The organism is Pectobacterium versatile (assembly GCF_020166435.1).
Classification (GTDB): domain Bacteria; phylum Pseudomonadota; class Gammaproteobacteria; order Enterobacterales; family Enterobacteriaceae; genus Pectobacterium; species Pectobacterium versatile.
In genome coordinates, this window is the sequence record NZ_JAINZP010000004.1 from 52,301 (window position 1) to 67,257 (window position 14,957).

At 50.9% G+C, this 14,957-nt stretch carries 16 protein-coding genes; 6 read left to right on the forward strand and 10 right to left on the reverse strand.

Translation table 11 applies throughout. The features are described from left to right. Positions 1-142 precede the first annotated feature (142 nt). The 6 genes from K7X24_RS06955 to K7X24_RS06980 form a co-directional block, all read right to left on the reverse strand. Positions 143-607, reverse strand: a complete 465-nt coding sequence (locus K7X24_RS06955) for a tellurium resistance protein TerW (RefSeq protein WP_224553921.1) — start codon at positions 605-607, stop codon at positions 143-145. Between the two features lie 350 nt (positions 608-957). Beyond that, positions 958-1,911 carry an HpcH/HpaI aldolase/citrate lyase family protein gene (locus K7X24_RS06960; protein ID WP_224553922.1) on the reverse strand — a complete coding sequence of 318 codons (954 nt, stop codon included), beginning with the start codon at positions 1,909-1,911 and terminating at the stop codon, positions 958-960. After that, positions 1,911-2,993 (reverse strand): cysteine protease StiP family protein, encoded by a 1,083-nt coding sequence (locus K7X24_RS06965; RefSeq protein WP_224553923.1) that lies wholly within the window; start codon positions 2,991-2,993, stop codon positions 1,911-1,913. Before K7X24_RS06965 ends, K7X24_RS06960 begins: the two co-directional genes overlap by 1 nt. Beyond that, the gene (locus tag K7X24_RS06970) at positions 2,986-3,768 is read right to left on the reverse strand and encodes a hypothetical protein (RefSeq protein WP_103861826.1); all 783 of its coding nucleotides are present in this window, start codon (positions 3,766-3,768) and stop codon (positions 2,986-2,988) included. The genes K7X24_RS06965 and K7X24_RS06970 overlap by 8 nt, the downstream gene beginning before the upstream one ends. Continuing rightward, positions 3,761-4,903: a phosphoribosyltransferase domain-containing protein gene (locus K7X24_RS06975; protein WP_224553924.1), complete on the reverse strand. Its 1,143-nt coding sequence runs from the start codon at positions 4,901-4,903 to the stop codon at positions 3,761-3,763. Before K7X24_RS06975 ends, K7X24_RS06970 begins: the two co-directional genes overlap by 8 nt. Before the next feature lie 6 nt (positions 4,904-4,909). After that, positions 4,910-5,974 (reverse strand): ATP-grasp domain-containing protein, encoded by a 1,065-nt coding sequence (locus K7X24_RS06980; protein WP_105879788.1) that lies wholly within the window; start codon positions 5,972-5,974, stop codon positions 4,910-4,912. Between the two features lie 322 nt (positions 5,975-6,296). On the opposite strand from K7X24_RS06980, the gene K7X24_RS06985 reads away from it, so the two are divergent. The 6 genes from K7X24_RS06985 (at position 6,297) to K7X24_RS07010 (ending at position 10,865) form a co-directional block, all read left to right on the forward strand. Continuing rightward, the gene (locus K7X24_RS06985; protein ID WP_103861829.1) at positions 6,297-6,878 is read left to right on the forward strand and encodes a TerD family protein; all 582 of its coding nucleotides are present in this window, start codon (positions 6,297-6,299) and stop codon (positions 6,876-6,878) included. Further along, the gene (locus K7X24_RS06990; protein ID WP_103861830.1) at positions 6,878-8,038 is read left to right on the forward strand and encodes a TerD family protein; all 1,161 of its coding nucleotides are present in this window, start codon (positions 6,878-6,880) and stop codon (positions 8,036-8,038) included. The genes K7X24_RS06985 and K7X24_RS06990 overlap by 1 nt, the downstream gene beginning before the upstream one ends. A gap of 23 nt (positions 8,039-8,061) precedes the next feature. Continuing rightward, complete coding sequence (locus K7X24_RS06995) at positions 8,062-8,517, forward strand: tellurite resistance TerB family protein (RefSeq protein WP_095700564.1); 456 nt, start codon at positions 8,062-8,064, stop codon at positions 8,515-8,517. A 25-nt stretch (positions 8,518-8,542) separates the two neighbouring features. Next, positions 8,543-9,586, forward strand: coding sequence for a TerC/Alx family metal homeostasis membrane protein (locus K7X24_RS07000; protein ID WP_103861831.1), 1,044 nt, complete (start codon positions 8,543-8,545; stop codon positions 9,584-9,586). A 52-nt stretch (positions 9,587-9,638) separates the two neighbouring features. After that, positions 9,639-10,217 carry a TerD family protein gene (locus K7X24_RS07005; protein WP_095700566.1) on the forward strand — a complete coding sequence of 193 codons (579 nt, stop codon included), beginning with the start codon at positions 9,639-9,641 and terminating at the stop codon, positions 10,215-10,217. Positions 10,218-10,289: 72 nt separating this feature from the next. Next, positions 10,290-10,865, forward strand: a complete 576-nt coding sequence (locus K7X24_RS07010; protein WP_103861832.1) for a TerD family protein — start codon at positions 10,290-10,292, stop codon at positions 10,863-10,865. A 42-nt stretch (positions 10,866-10,907) separates the two neighbouring features. Here K7X24_RS07010 and K7X24_RS07015 read toward each other — a convergent pair whose 3' ends face one another. The 4 genes from K7X24_RS07015 to dtnK all read right to left on the reverse strand — a co-directional run bounded on the left by K7X24_RS07015 (position 10,908) and on the right by dtnK (position 14,938). Then, positions 10,908-11,591, reverse strand: a complete 684-nt coding sequence (locus tag K7X24_RS07015; protein ID WP_224553925.1) for an HAD-IB family hydrolase — start codon at positions 11,589-11,591, stop codon at positions 10,908-10,910. A gap of 16 nt (positions 11,592-11,607) precedes the next feature. Continuing rightward, entirely contained in the window at positions 11,608-12,432 is an 825-nt protein-coding gene (locus tag K7X24_RS07020) for a DeoR/GlpR family DNA-binding transcription regulator (protein ID WP_103861834.1), read from the reverse strand. 204 nt (positions 12,433-12,636) lie between these two features. Further along, positions 12,637-13,617 (reverse strand): D-threonate 4-phosphate dehydrogenase, encoded by a 981-nt coding sequence (locus tag K7X24_RS07025; RefSeq protein WP_103861835.1) that lies wholly within the window; start codon positions 13,615-13,617, stop codon positions 12,637-12,639. Continuing rightward, positions 13,610-14,938 carry a D-threonate kinase gene (gene dtnK, locus K7X24_RS07030; protein WP_224553926.1) on the reverse strand — a complete coding sequence of 443 codons (1,329 nt, stop codon included), beginning with the start codon at positions 14,936-14,938 and terminating at the stop codon, positions 13,610-13,612. The genes K7X24_RS07025 and dtnK overlap by 8 nt, the downstream gene beginning before the upstream one ends. Between the last annotated feature and the right edge of the window lie 19 nt (positions 14,939-14,957).

Sequence of the window (14,957 nt, forward strand, 5' to 3'; positions counted from 1 at the left end):
ATTTTATGAATAATACGATTGGGACATCATAATCAATCTGGTCGTTATCTCAACAAAAAATACGCATCGTCAACCAGTTAACTTGAAGGGGATAATGGGATACCGCTAGGGATACTGGCGAGAGAAGCCAAAGTGGTGTGGGTTATTTTCTTGACGGCGAGGAAGCGCGAATCAACTCATCAGCACATGTACCAATCAGCATTTCCACCGCTTCGCTACGCGTAACGTCTTTCAGGCGTGCAAGCGTGTCGATTTTACGCAAGATCGACATCCTTAATGACAGAGAAACCGCTTTCTTTTTTTCTTTATCCAGAAATACCCGACTCACCGTTTCTTCTTTAAACGCGGCGTTAGATGACAGCGCTTCCGTCATACGACGTAGTGTCTTTTTATCGAGTTGACCAGGCTGAACCATGTGATAAGCGTGCAGTGCTTTGCTGTATTTTATCTCTGCAGAATAAGTGATTCTCAACTCCTTCAGTACACGAGTCAACGTAGGTTCCGAGCAATCAAGTGCGGTGATGATCTGTGAGGCGGCAACGGGCTTCCCCGTTCCCAGGATGTTGGCAAGCTGGAAAACGCGAACCTGACGAGTGCTTAGTTGCATAGAGAATCACACCCTGCATTCCAGGACAACGATCGTATTGACTGAAAAATAAGTGTGTTCATTGACATTTTTTAAATGACTCTCTCGTGCTAATCGCGGTTAATTAACGAGCCACCAATCATACCGCAGCCCTTAAAGCTGGGTGAACCGTAGCACCGCTGTCATTCCTGAACGTGGGCAAAAAATGCTGGCGACAGCAGATAAATGCTCCCACATACATTCATTTCTAAGTAAATTTTAATAACTTTTAATTTTAGCAGAAATTTTTCAACGAGAGATAAACCAATGGCAACATTAAACAACGAGCCCCAACCAGAATAAGGTGCATAGCTTATCTACCGCCGATCGCCTCAATGATTATGCGTCGCAGCGATAAAGCGCGGTCCCAAGCTTTGCTCTGATGCAATACCATACACCTTAGCACGTTCGAGAATCCCCGATGCCCAGCGCCGATGGGTAGCAGGCTCGCACATAGCCCCCTGAGATTTAAAGACCGCCTGACTGGAATTCAGGATACGCAACGCATCCGCATAGTCAGTATCAGACACCATCAACGCCTGTTCAATGATAGCAATTTGATTAGGATGAATAGCCGTTTTGCCTACCAACCCATGCGCCATGTCCAACGCGAGTTCGCGGGACATGATGTGGTGATCGTCAATATGTTCACAGACTGGCGCGGTCAAGGCGAAATTCCGGGCCGCAAATATCGAGACCAACATTTTGATCACGTATCCCATAGGCCCATCATATAAAGTCAGGTGGCGCGAGCGCCGCAGTGAGATCACATTCATCAGATCGTTTCCCCCAATGCGCAGGGCGATAATTCGCTCATGGCAAGGGTGAGACTGGAGTTGAGTGGCTAATTCACGCATCTGCACCACGTCAAAAACATCTTCTGTTTCCAGCGTGGGCATCATGCAAAGCTCGCTATTACGCACCGCTTCCCACCACAGAGGCAAAGAAGACAGGGTAAATTTGGGTAGCACCAGCCCATCTAGCGGACTCAAATCCATTTCATCCACAAGCCACTGCCCCATTTCGCTGTCGCGCGGACGAACGAAAACCAGCGGCCAGTCAGCTTTTCCATCGGCGTCTCTCGCTTGTGCCAATCTCGTCAGCAGTTCACGGAGCCGTGATAGTGCCAGAGGCACATCGCTTTCAGCGACCGCATCTTCAAGGCAAATAACCAGAGAACGCAGCCCGCTAATCTTATCGTTCAGGATAACATCAGCAATATCGGTACGCGTGGCAGGCATATAAAGCGTCGCACCGAGATTCCAAGGAGAAAGCCTTTTGTTCATCAGAGCACCTTTTTGATGATCGTAGCCGCACGGTACTGACCAATTTCATCACCGACTTCAGTAATGGTAATCCCCTTTTCCTGGGCAAGATAAACCAACAGAGCGACATCAGGATCGTCCAGCTTTCGCACCAAAACATGGTCCGGTACACGGCGCAACACGGCACGAGTTGCTTCAGCGATTCCCGGTTTTATTCTATTGATACTGTTGATGTCATAGCGTTCAGCCAACGTGCGGATCACCCTTTCGCTCTGTTGTTGAAGATAACGCTGTCGTTCAGGCAGTGACTCACAACATGATGGAACCACAGAAGAGGACGAGCCATGCAGCGCCTCAATGGTATCCACCAGCATTTGGCTGCACTCATAGCGCTTAAGGTGATCGCATATCACACAGCCGTGTAGCCCGTCATCGGCCCATAAAGATCGGGATATCAACCCAGAAACAGGTGCGCCCATAATCCCGAACGGAATCAGCCAATCATCATTGCTCGCCGCCAGCCAGGCACAACCGCAGGGATCTGCCAGTACGACCAAGCGCGGCTGAGCGGGATATCCCGCTCTCCCCTTTAAGGATCGGATCAATTCACCCGTGATAGCGCCTTTACCCGTCCAGCCATCAACAAACACAATGCCCTCGCTGCCGTGGCGGGTTTCAATCCATTCCAGCGCGGTGTTATCAATGCCCCGATCGCGGATAATGCTAATGCCATAGTGGTAGGACGTTTTCCCCAGAGCACGCAAAGCCCGGTGCAGCATCACGCCCAGAGGAACACCTGCACGCACTAAACTGGTCAACACTATCGGCGTATCACCAAAACGATCTGCCAGCGTCTGCGCGAGCATCTGTACCTCCCGAGCTAAACGCCCCCCCCCTTGTTCGAGGGCGCGGGAGAACAGTTCAAGGTGCCACACCGTCGGTTCCGGTTCCTGACTCAGCATATCTGAATAGTGCTTAGCGCCCGATTGAATCAGCCGTTCCTTCTCTTCCACAGAAGTCACTTCAATTTCTACGGGCTGAAGCAAAAAGTGGATGTCGTCTGGTAAATAGGAACCAGAAAAGGGCGTGATATCGTCATGCATTTTTGGGGTCTCCGAAAACGCGGCGGGCGATCGCCTCCGCAAACTGGCCTTGTCGGGGCAACCCGTACCAGGTGCAGAGTTTCATAAAACGGTGATCGCTGAGGCTATCTCCCAAGCCAATAACGGGAAAGGTTCCCCGTTCCGCACGCAATTTATTGAGTAAATAAGTCACTGCCAGCCCTTTTTCTACTGGATCAGGTAACCAGGCAATGTTGTTACTATTGCGGTGCACGTAAAAACCCTGAGTCGGATAGCACTGCTCTATTTCATCAGCGATAGCGTAAAGCTCCTCAAGTCTGGTGCTATCTCGGTGCTTCATCACCAGATAAATCGGGGTATCGCCATATTCGTAATTAATGCGTGCCCAACCGTTAATCCCACGCGCGGCCATCAGTTCGGTGATGCCCTGCTGCATTGCGTGAAGTTGCTCCGCATAGGGTGCCAGATCGCTCAATATCTGCGCTTTCCAGTCACTGTCCGGTTCACCCTGCGGGGTGAGGATCACCGCACCATGTGTGGTAACCGCCCAAGAGCGGAAAGGGATGGTCACACGGGCTATTTCCTCCGTGCCACGCGCAGTCACTGGAATCAGTTCAGCGTGTTCCAGCATCCAGTCCACCAGCATCGCCTGCTCTTCAGTCATAAAACTGCGCGGCGTCAGGCTGGGATCCAGCGCTCCCGTGCGGTACGGCTCCAGATCCAGCTCATCAACCATCTTACGCCGCGTCTGAAACAGGGTATCGTCAAGGTCAGAAAAAATAACGGGCTTAGTCATAGCTGATAATCTCCACCTGGGGCGCAACCGTCGCCAGCGCATCGAGTAATTGGGAATCAACACTCTCTGGCGGCGTTTCCACGCAGAGCAAAATGCGATCGAAACGTTGATGCAGCACGTTGTAGACAAAATTCGCAATGCCTAACCCGTAATTATCATTGAACGTTATCGCTGACTGAATAGCGAATCCGTTTGCGATAGGCGATCGCGTAGTTGAACCGAACTTAACCTTGGCCCCCTGCGTGTGCAAATGTTCTGCCAGTAAGAAAGGCTCCCAAACAAACTCACTACTGCCCAACACCAATATTTTTTCACCCTGCGACACGCATAAATCTCGTCCTAAATCCCCCGCAGGTTCAACCATTCCCAAACGTCCCCAGCTCTGTTTGCCAGTGATCGCAACGTTACCGCGTGCCGTAACGTTAACCGTCGGCATCACAGGCAGTGGTGCATCTGGCTCCGGCACCCACTGCCAGTCGCCCTGAACCAGAGAGATCGACTGAATCGGTAAAGGACAACGCTGTGCAAGAGCACTACCGCTCCAATCAGTCAGCGTGACGGCAAACACCTGTTGCAAATGCTTGAATAACGTCGTTTCACGCAGTGCAGCGAGTAAATTAATGAATGTATTGCCAGTGGTCGCTTCATCATCGATCAGGATCAGAGTACGCGAATCAAGTACGCGACGACGCAGTTGTTCTGCGTCGGGAAGATAGATCAGGTGATCGGTAGCGTGGCTATGCGCTTCCTTAAACTCACACAGCAGTTCGCCATCTTGCGGATGACGAGTGGAAGTCAAATAAACGGCGTCACTGACCCGTTGCCTCACCTCATCAAAAACCCCTGCGCCCAAACCCACCGCGGTTTCAGCCATGCCAATAAACAGCACGGGACCCGCGATAGAAGCGGGAAGTTGTTCTGCAAGCTGGCGATAAACACCGCGCATAACCGTTGGAGACACAGGAATATGTCGCCCCAGAACCTTACTAACAAACAAAAAGGCGCGCTTAGGATTACGGCGTTCAGCGATATCAAACAATGTATCCAGTGCCGCCACCCCGCCGGTTGGCGTCACATTCAGTGTGCCGCAGGAAAGATTGCGAGTATAAACGGGCTGTGGTGAAACCTGTGACATGGCGACTTACCCTTCTTGAAGTCGATTAGACAACGTGGTCTGGTAACGGACAACATCGGTTATAGCGCGTACTGTCGCGGGCGAAAAAGCGTCAGCCGCCAGCTCAACCACCTGTTGTGTACTCAGTAATCCCAGTTGGCGCAGGGCAAATAGGCCGGGCAGGTTTACGCCACTAAAACGGGTATAACCGATGCCACCAGAAGGGCGCATATTGATCTCAAGCAGTTGGGGGATCCCATCGCTATTGTTGCGGGTTTGCACATTGACTAAACCATCTGCCTGCATTGCCTCAGCGCAGGCAATGGCGAGCTGATAAGCCTCACCACTGTTCTCCAGATATTGCAGCGCACCGACCTTACGCCGCGCAACCGCCGCCAACACGGTGCCGTTTTCTACCAGCATATCGACAGAATATTCCGGCCCCGGCAGGTACGGCATGAGTACCAGCGGCGCAAAATTCCCCGCCTCTTCCTGTGCTTGCAAATAGTATTTCGGTGCAACCAGACGTCTGTCTGGATCGGTAAATATCGACATCGGTGAGGCGTTATCATCAAAACGCCAAAAACCCATGCCATAAATTCCCGTTACAGGTTTCACGCACAGCGGTGCACCAGAAAAAGGTGCCGCAGCGATCTGCTGCCTGAGTTCATCAACAGAGGACACGCGAATTGACGGCACGACAGCCAGCCCCAGTTTCTCCATTTCATCGGCAAAAGAGACTTTGTCATCCGCTATCAGTAACGATTTGGCATCGACAGTGCCAGTAGTGAGTTTTACACCAAGGGATTCAATTTCACGTCGATGGTTTTCGCACCAGCGGCCATGTCGGCCAGCATGGATGACATGAATTCCCTGCGTCTTGAGGATGGTGAGAATAAACGAGAGTCGAGCAGCCTCGTCTTTAGGCTCCAGGATCGCACGATCGGCCAGAGACAAAATTTCATTACGTTCATTACGATGAGAGGCAAAAATGGTCACATCTGCACGGCGCGTTTCGGCAAAAGACTTGATCGCCAAAATCATATCGCGCTGGGAAGACAAACCTTCCATCAGCCAAATTTTATGTGTCATTGGTATGTATTTCCATACGGTGTTGACTGATTACTTTAAGCGTACTGAGTCTATTTATGCCATCTCTATATGTCAATCATATTATGATTTATATCAAGTAAATAAAAAACCTTAATGAAACATCTTAAAATAGCAATACGCCATCGATGATTTATGCATATTTGTTAATATTCATATTAAAATCATTAGCATGATACATTTAAAACAATAAAAGGTAAAAAGTTTCTTGCTCACAAACTACATCATGATATGATTTTCTTAATCAATGGGTTTTGGTGTAAAAAGCGTTGTTCTTTTCAATACCTTTATAAGGAATATGGCTATGGTTTCGTTAAGTAAAAACCAGACAATTTCTCTCAGTAAACAGTCTTCTGCAATCAGCAATCTTCATTTTGGTTTAGGCTGGGATCCACTCAAAAAGAAGGGCCTTTTAGGGGGATTATTTGGCGGCAATGCGTCAATTGATCTCGATGCTGGTTGCGTGCTGCTCGACAAAGCGGGTAATGAAATCGATACCGTATGGTTTCGTAAATTGAAATCCTCCTGTGGGTCGGTAGTGCATAGCGGTGATAACCTGACTGGCGAAGGAGACGGCGATGACGAAGTGATCCGCGTTGATCTGAACCGGTTACCTCAAAACGTCGAATATTTGGCGTTCACCGTGAACAGCTTCCGTGGCCAAACATTTAATGAAGTTGAAAATGCATTCTGCCGCGTTGTTGATCAGGCCAATAAAGAACAGGCTCGCTATCAGTTGACCGAACAAGGTTCTCATACTGGTATCGTTATCTCCTCACTGCGTCGCAATAACGGCCAATGGGATTTCACGGCTCATGGGCAGGCCTGTCGTGGTCGCACCATTAGTGATATGCACGCCGATATTGTTACTACGGTGGTGCGCTAATGAATTTGATCCCAGGAGGCAATGCCCCCGTCCCCAATAAAACGTTGCAGGTTCGTATACTTTCCGGCTCAGCAGTAGACGCCAGTGCTTTCCGTCTGTTCTCAACCGGTAAGGTACAGGGCGATGCTGATATGGTTTTTTACGGTCAGCCACGTAACGATGACGGCAGTATCAGTCTGAGTAACGAAGGGAATAACACCGTTTTCACTATCGATGTTACCCGACTAAAACCAGACGTACAAAAAGTCGCCTTCACCGTTGCCTGTGAAGGCAGCCAGACCGTCACAAATTTACAGCGACTCAACATTCAAGTTGAGGCTGATAATGAGGTTCTGGTTAACGGCAACGTCGAATTGGCAGGACGCCAGGAAGCGGCCTTGATCCTGGGAGAGCTTTACCGTCGTAACAACGACTGGAAATTCCGCTTTATCGCTCAGGGATTTAACGGCGGGCTACAGCCTCTCGCCGAGCACTTTGGTATTGAGGTGTCGGCAAGCCCAGCGCCTACCGCAGCGCCTGCGCCCACGCCAGCACCGACTCCCGCACCAACCCGCATCAACCTGAGCAAGGTATCACTCACCAAAGAAAAACCGGCCATTAGCCTGGAGAAGCGAGACAACTTCGGCGAGATCCGCATCAACCTCAACTGGCATCGTGAAAGTAAAGCTTCTGGGCTACGAGGTATGTTTGGTGGCAGTAAGGGCGTCGATCTCGACCTCGGTGCTTTTGTCGAAATGCAAGATGGTCACAAAACCGTGATTCAGGCTCTGGGAGGCCGCTTTGGTGACTACCAGAACGAGCCGTTTGTCCTGCTCAAAGGGGATGACCGTACTGGTGATGTGTCAGATGGCGAATGGCTGCATATCAACGGTCGTGAATGGAAGAACCTGCGTCAGATTCTGATTTACGCCTTTATCTACGAAGGTGTGCCTAGCTGGGATAAAACCGATGGCGTAGTCACGCTACACATCCCCGATCAACCGCCTATCGAAACCCGCATGACGGAAGGACAAGATAATCGCAGCATGTGTGCTGTCGCACGTCTTGTCAATGAAGGGGGAAGCATCAAAGTAGAACGTATCAACCAATTCTTCCGTGACCACGGCGAGATGGATAACGCACATGGTTGGGGGTTCCGCTGGAAGGCGGGCTCAAAATAGTTTCATTTTACGAGGGTTTAAAAATGAGTTTTCTTAATAAGGTTAAAGGTGCCTTTAACGCCAGTCGGGAAGAGTTGACCAAACAGGTCGGACGCTTCAAAAACAAGAAATTTCTGCAAGGTACTGTCGCTGTTTGTGTCCGTATCGCGGTATCCAGCGGTGGTGTGAGTGCAGAAGAAAAACAGAAGATGATCGGTTTTCTCAAATCATCAGAAGAGTTAAAAGTATTTGATACTGCTGAAGTCATTGAATTTTTTAACAAATTAGCCACCAGTTTCGATTTCGATGAAGAAATTGGAAAAGGTGAAACGATGAAATATATCCTGGCGCTCAAAGATCAGCCTGAAGCGGCACAACTCGCCCTGCGAGTGGGTATTGCTGTTGCTAAAAGTGACGGTGATTTCGATGCAGCAGAACAAAATGCCGTGCGCGAAATCGCAACAGCGCTTGGGTTTCAACCGGCCGATTTCGGCCTTTGATGTCAATATCCTCTAAGGGTTATTTATGGTGTCTACTAATATCGGCTTCCCGACAGAAACCGTCATTGTTTTCATAGCACTGGCTATCGGGGCCATTTTTATCGACCTATTCATGCACCGTCATGATAAGCCGATTTCATTGAAAAGCGCTGCACTTTGGTCTGTGTTCTGGGTCGCGGTGGCAATGGCTTTTGCAGGGTTCCTCTATATACACCACGGTACCGAGGTCGCCAGCTTGTTCATCACTGGCTATGCGCTGGAAAAAGTGCTGTCGGTAGATAACCTGTTCGTGATGATGGCGATTTTCTCCTGGTTCTCCGTTCCAGACCGCTACCGTCACCGCGTTCTTTACTGGGGGATTATCGGGGCTATCGTGTTCCGCGGTATCTTCGTTGCGATCGGGACTGGGCTGCTCAGCCTGGGGCCTTATGTGGAGATCGTCTTTGCGTTGATCGTTGCCTGGACCGCCGTCATGATGTTGAGAAGCGGTGACGATAGTGATGAGATCGAGGACTACTCACAGCACCTTGCTTATCGTTTAGTTAAGCGTTTCTTCCCTATCTGGCCAAAATTGCGAGGCCACGCTTTTCTGTTAAACCAGAAGGAAGTGGACGAAGAACTCGCTAAACCAGAGAACAAAGACGTCACCATTGGCCGTGGTACCAAAGCCGCGTTTTACGCCACCCCACTGATGCTGTGTGTGGCAGTCGTAGAACTTTCTGACGTGATGTTCGCCTTTGACTCTGTTCCCGCTATTATTGCCGTGAGCCGTGAACCGCTGATCGTCTATAGCGCCATGATGTTCGCTATCCTTGGTTTGCGTACACTCTATTTTGTACTGGAAGCGCTGAAACAATATCTGGTGCATCTGGAAAAAGCCGTTATTGTGTTGCTATTCTTCATTGCCGCCAAGCTTGGCCTGAACGCAACCGATCACATATGGCACCATGGCTATGGCATCTCGGCAACCACCAGCCTACTTGTTGTTCTGGGTGTACTGGCGCTAGGTATTATCATCAGTATCATGTTCCCAGGTAAACCCGATGCTGAGGAGAACAAGGAGAGCTAATCTTCTTCTCCTTACACTGAATTCTGAAATATCAACTTAAGAGGTTAATTTAATGAGCGTTTCTCTTTCTAAAGGCGGTAATGTTTCACTGAGCAAAGCAGCGCCGACGATGAAAAATGTCTTAGTCGGCCTTGGCTGGGATGCCCGCGCAACAGATGGTCAGGACTTTGACCTGGATGCTTCGGCATTCCTGTTAAATGTTAACGGCAAAGTGCGTGGCGATACTGACTTCATTTTCTACAATAACCTGAAGTCTGCTGACGGCTCAGTGGCTCACACCGGCGATAACCGCACAGGCGCGGGCGATGGAGATGACGAGTCATTGAAAATTAAGTTAGATCTGATTCCAACTGAAGTGGACAAAATCGTTTTCGTTGTCACGATTCATGATGCACAAACACGTAACCAGAGTTTTGGTCAGGTTTCCGGTGCGTTCATCCGCCTGGTAAACGATGACACTCAGACCGAAATCGCACGCTACGATCTGACTGAAGATGCTTCAACCGAAACCGCAATGCTGTTCGGTGAACTGTATCGCCATAATGCGGAGTGGAAATTCCGTGCAGTTGGTCAAGGCTATGCGGGTGGTTTGGCATCTGTTTGTTCACAGTACGGTATCAACGCATCCTGATAACCCTCACCTTGTTTCCCCTCCGGGCAGCCTGAACTGCCCGGTAATCCAATCTAAAGCAGGAGCTATAAAATGGCAGTTTCTCTGGTAAAAGGCGGTAATGTATCCCTGACGAAAGAAGCACCAACCATGAATATCGCCATGGTCGGCCTGGGGTGGGACTCTCGTGTCACCGATGGGCAATCTTTCGATCTGGACGCCTCAGTATTTATGGTAGGTGAAGATGGCAAGGTACTGTCTGACGCTAATTTTATTTTCTTCAATAATAAACTGAGCCCATGCGCCTCCGTTGAACACCAAGGTGACAACCGTACTGGAGAAGGTGACGGCGATGATGAGCAGGTGAAAATCCATCTGGCGAAGGTGCCGGCTGAAGTGAAAAAGCTGGTATTTTCCGTGACTATTTACGATGCCGAAGGTCGTAAACAAAACTTCGGTATGGTCAGCAACAGCTTCATGCGCGTATATAACAATGATACGGGCACTGAAATTGCTCGTTTCGATTTATCTGAAGATGCCTCCACCGAAACTGCCATGATTTTTGGCGAACTGTACCGTAACGGTACTGAGTGGAAATTCAAGGCCGTAGGTCAAGGTTTCGCGGGTGGGTTGTCCGCCCTTGCGTCCCAGCACGGCGTCAATATCTAATTGATACTGGCTCCTCGGTTCAAACTGGGGAGCCATTAATATTTAAGGATGTCCTTTAACGACACCCGATAGCAGCAACCGTTTTGCAAGCGGCTTGAGCCGCATCCAGTGCGGGTGAAAATGACGCCAGTGCGCATCTTGAGCGGATGCTAATAGCTCGTAGTCGCCACGGGTATCGCCCCACGCGCGCAAATGATATTGGCTCAGCGGGCCATACACCCCTTCCAAGCGTTCTACCTTATAAAGACATCGGCAGTTATGCCCGTTAATCTTCCCGGTCAGTACGCCATTTTTCACTTCAAGCTGCGTCCCAATCAGTTTGATACCGAGTCGATCGGCAAAAGGACGTAACACGATCTCTGGCGATGCTGAACAGAGTGTCACTTCGGCCCCAGAATGGAGTTCTGCGGCAACGCCAAGTAAGCCTGACTTACGCATCAACGTATTCCACTTGCGGTTGCAGAAGGCCTCTGCTTTTTCCTGCATCCAGGAAACCTCGATACCCGTAAGAAAGGTGGCGATGAGCGCTTCTTTGAGTTCATCTCGCGTCAATTTGCGCTGTATACAACGCACAGAAGGCAACACTAGATGTATCACTCGGCGAGCAAACACACGCTTGCCGAAGGCGAAGCGTAAAAAAGGAATAAAACTGTCATGGTAGGTCAACGTTCCATCGAAGTCGAAGACCGATAGAACCTGACGAGCGTGATTAAACTCAATGCTCATTGGTCAAAAAACTCCCCTATAAACCACCAACCAGCGTCAGATTAAACGTTTTGCCTTTCAGTTCCGTTTGCGCCTCGGGTGCTAACGCGCTGTCGGTGATGATATCGGTTAGTTCCGACAGGGGCGTGACGCAGAACAACGAATACGCACCGTATTTACTGCTGTCGGCCAGCAATATCCGGCGGCTGGCATTCGCACCGAGATCTTGTTTTATGCCCGCTTTCTCTTCCGTCGGCGTGGTAACGCCTTTGTCCAGACTCCACGAGTTGCAGCTGATAAACGCGATATCGGGGTAAATGCTGCGTAACAGACGGCGGCCGTGTTCGCCGATGCAGGACTGACTGCTATCATCAATACGTCCACCGATAATCGTCACTTCGATCTGCTTGAACTCAGACAGAAACAGCGCAATTTGCAAATCGGCAGTAATCACGCGCAGCGGCAAATGCGTCAGGTTTCGCGCCAGCTCCAGCATGGTCGTTCCCGCATCCAGCACCACCGCACTGCCTGGTTTAACCAGCGTCGCGGCATAGCGAGCTATCGCCTGCTTTTCTTGAAGGCTACGATGTAATTTCTCATTCGTGGTCGGCTGGGAAGGGATAAAACGATTGAGCGTCACGCCGCCATGACTGCGGCTAATCACGCCCTGCTCATCCAGTTTGATCAAATCACGACGAATCGTCGCTGGGGAAGCGTCGATCACGGACACCAGTTCATCTACCGTCACCAGATTATGGCTTTTCAGGTAATCCATAATCTGATCAAGACGGCTCTGCCCTTTTACTTTATCCCCGCTCATGCGGAAAGCATCAGTTAATGTAGGATCCACGGCGATATCCATCTTGCTGTCATATACCCGTAATACTTCAAGCTGCTTGTGCGTTGGCTGCGCTACTCGAATTATTTGGGGTATAAAGTTATTTTACATTGTTGGTTCTTGATTGCAGGATACCAGAAACCTTCCCGAACGCGGGAAGGAAGATATCCTGCAATGTGCACTGTAGCTTAAAAAACCGTGCTATCAACCGTGATGGGTTACTGCCAATCAGGCCAGTTGCATGGCGAGCTGGATAGAAATCGCCATACTTTCTGACTTCGCTTTCCCTGTCCAGGCAATATCAAACGCCGTGCCGTGGTCAGCAGACGTGCGGATGAACGGCAATCCGGCGGTGATATTCACCCCATCATAGAAGCCCAGCAGCTTAAGCGGAATGTGGCCCTGATCGTGATACATCGCCACCACCATGTCGTACTGGCCTTCATACGCCTGCAAATAGACGGTATCCGGGGGGCACGGGCCATAGACATCAATGCCTTTAGCTTTCATGGCTTCAACCGATGGCGACACGATGGTGATCTCTTCATCACCAAACAGACCATTCTCGCCCGCATGCGGGTTAACCCCGGCAACGGCGATACGCGGGTGAGTAAAACCAACGCGCTTGAGGAAGACATCCGCCATCTCGATCACGGTTTCCACGCGATCGCGGTTCAGCGTATCCAGGAACTTACGCAGCGCGATGTGCGTTGAAACATGGATCACCTTCAACTTATCGGTATACAGCACCATCGCATAGTCGCGGCTGTTGGTCAGCTTCGCCAGCAGTTCGGTGTGACCCGGATAGAGGTGGCCTGCCGAGTGCAGCGCTTCTTTATTCAGCGGCGCGGTGGCAATCGCATGGACTTCACCCGCCATCGCCAGCGCGGTCGCTTTCTTAATGCAGCGGTAAGCTAAATCACCCGCCTGCGCCTGAACAAGACCCGGCTTCAGCGCCTGCGGATCTTCCAACGGCTCATCAATCATGTTGATGACGCCCGGCGCGAAGACCGCGTCAGCCGGTTTATCAATAATTTTCAGCTCTACGGCTGGCACGATATTCAGTGCCAGAATACGTCGCATCGTCTGTACGCAGCCCACCACCACGGCAGATGCGCCGGAAAGCTCGCCTTCGGCCAGCGATTTGATAATAATTTCCGGTCCAATCCCTGCCGGATCACCCATCGTTACCGCAATAATTTTACTCACTGACCTTCTCCTCAATAAAACGTAAAACGTCGAGCAAAGTAGTTTCGTTGCCAAAACCCCCCGCTTTAGTCATCACAGGGGTCGTGCCGACAACGCTGTTCAGCAGGTATCCCCAGGGCACACAGGATGCGATTTGCCCCTTAATCTGAAAGCCGGTCGCGCCCAGTGCGGTTGCCACGGCAATCGCAATGTCACCACCGGATAAATACAGCCCACCCGGCAGACGCCGGTTAGCCCTGTCCGCCGTCAGGCTGTCTAGCGCCTGAACAATATTGCGCGTAAGTTCCCCCAGATAGTGGCTGATCGTTTCGCCAAGCTGCTGTCGGCTAAGCCCAAGCTGCTGGCACCGCGCGTCAATCTCGAAGCGCTGATTTTCGTTATGACAGGTACGAATAATGCAGTGATTACCCTTCATCAGCGCCTTCACCGCGTCCTCACACTGAGATGCCATGACGGTGGACGAATCGGGTGAAAAGAGTGCGTTGATATCAATCTCAACCAGCGTGACATCGCTGCGCAGTCTGACGGCCGCAATCTGTTTTTGAGCGATATCGCTCATCGACCCGACGACAGCCAGCAGCGGCCTTTCGGTCTTACGCGTAAAATTCTGCGTATTCGCCAGCGCTTCGCTCAGGCCCGCCGAGCCAACCAGCAAGGGGCGAAATGGCAACGTTCTGGCGGCGTGAACGATATGAGTCAGATCGTCCTGCTCGTCGGTATCAAGAATAATCAGACGTACGCCCTCGTACGCCAACTGCTGCAAACGGTCGGCTAAATTGTCCTGACGGACGTCATCAAGGTGTATTTCCGCCACGGATAAAGCGGTTTGCTCTGCCAGACGAGCGGCGATAGACGCCGAAGCCACCGGTGTTTTTGGGTCGCTGGCAAATTCTGTATCGGTAAGCAGGCGCTCATTCACCCAGACTTCACCTTTGCGGGTCACGCGCCCCAGCGTCGGCGACGCGGCAGCAATCAGCGCGACGGGCACTCCTGCCGCAGACAGCGCAGCAGCCACTTCAACCCCCAGATTCCCACGTAGCGTCGAGTCAATCTTCTTAATAATCCAGCCTTGTCCGCCAGCAGCCTGCCAGGCTGTAACCGCTTCTGCGGTACGTTGAGACGCCACGTCGTCACGCGCCGCACGGCTATCGGTGTTGATCACCACCGCATCGCCCAGTAAATCCGCATGCAGTTTATTAACGTCAAATACGACGCTAACCCGCGCGCCATGCTGCGCCAGACCGACGCCCGCATCATTGGCACCCGTAAAGTCATCAGCGACTACTAATACCTGTTCTGCTGATTGCTGCACGTTTGACATACCTCATCCCCGGTTCATG

Excerpts from the sequence above, each read along its gene's own strand:
- K7X24_RS06975 (WP_224553924.1), bottom strand. The coding sequence starts at position 4,903 with ATGTCACAGGTTTCACCACAGCCCGTTTATACTCGCAATCTTTCCTGC.
- K7X24_RS06990 (WP_103861830.1), top strand. The coding sequence starts at position 6,878 with ATGAATTTGATCCCAGGAGGCAATGCCCCCGTCCCCAATAAAACGTTG.
- K7X24_RS06960 (WP_224553922.1), bottom strand. The coding sequence starts at position 1,911 with ATGAACAAAAGGCTTTCTCCTTGGAATCTCGGTGCGACGCTTTATATG.
- dtnK (WP_224553926.1), bottom strand. The coding sequence starts at position 14,938 with ATGTCAAACGTGCAGCAATCAGCAGAACAGGTATTAGTAGTCGCTGAT.
- K7X24_RS06955 (WP_224553921.1), bottom strand. The coding sequence starts at position 607 with ATGCAACTAAGCACTCGTCAGGTTCGCGTTTTCCAGCTTGCCAACATC.
- K7X24_RS06970 (WP_103861826.1), bottom strand. The coding sequence starts at position 3,768 with ATGACTAAGCCCGTTATTTTTTCTGACCTTGACGATACCCTGTTTCAG.
- K7X24_RS07020 (WP_103861834.1), bottom strand. The coding sequence starts at position 12,432 with ATGGATATCGCCGTGGATCCTACATTAACTGATGCTTTCCGCATGAGC.
- K7X24_RS06980 (WP_105879788.1), bottom strand. The coding sequence starts at position 5,974 with ATGACACATAAAATTTGGCTGATGGAAGGTTTGTCTTCCCAGCGCGAT.
- K7X24_RS07010 (WP_103861832.1), top strand. The coding sequence starts at position 10,290 with ATGGCAGTTTCTCTGGTAAAAGGCGGTAATGTATCCCTGACGAAAGAA.
- K7X24_RS06965 (WP_224553923.1), bottom strand. The coding sequence starts at position 2,993 with ATGCATGACGATATCACGCCCTTTTCTGGTTCCTATTTACCAGACGAC.
- K7X24_RS06985 (WP_103861829.1), top strand. The coding sequence starts at position 6,297 with ATGGTTTCGTTAAGTAAAAACCAGACAATTTCTCTCAGTAAACAGTCT.
- K7X24_RS07015 (WP_224553925.1), bottom strand. The coding sequence starts at position 11,591 with ATGAGCATTGAGTTTAATCACGCTCGTCAGGTTCTATCGGTCTTCGAC.
- K7X24_RS07005 (WP_095700566.1), top strand. The coding sequence starts at position 9,639 with ATGAGCGTTTCTCTTTCTAAAGGCGGTAATGTTTCACTGAGCAAAGCA.
- K7X24_RS06995 (WP_095700564.1), top strand. The coding sequence starts at position 8,062 with ATGAGTTTTCTTAATAAGGTTAAAGGTGCCTTTAACGCCAGTCGGGAA.
- K7X24_RS07000 (WP_103861831.1), top strand. The coding sequence starts at position 8,543 with ATGGTGTCTACTAATATCGGCTTCCCGACAGAAACCGTCATTGTTTTC.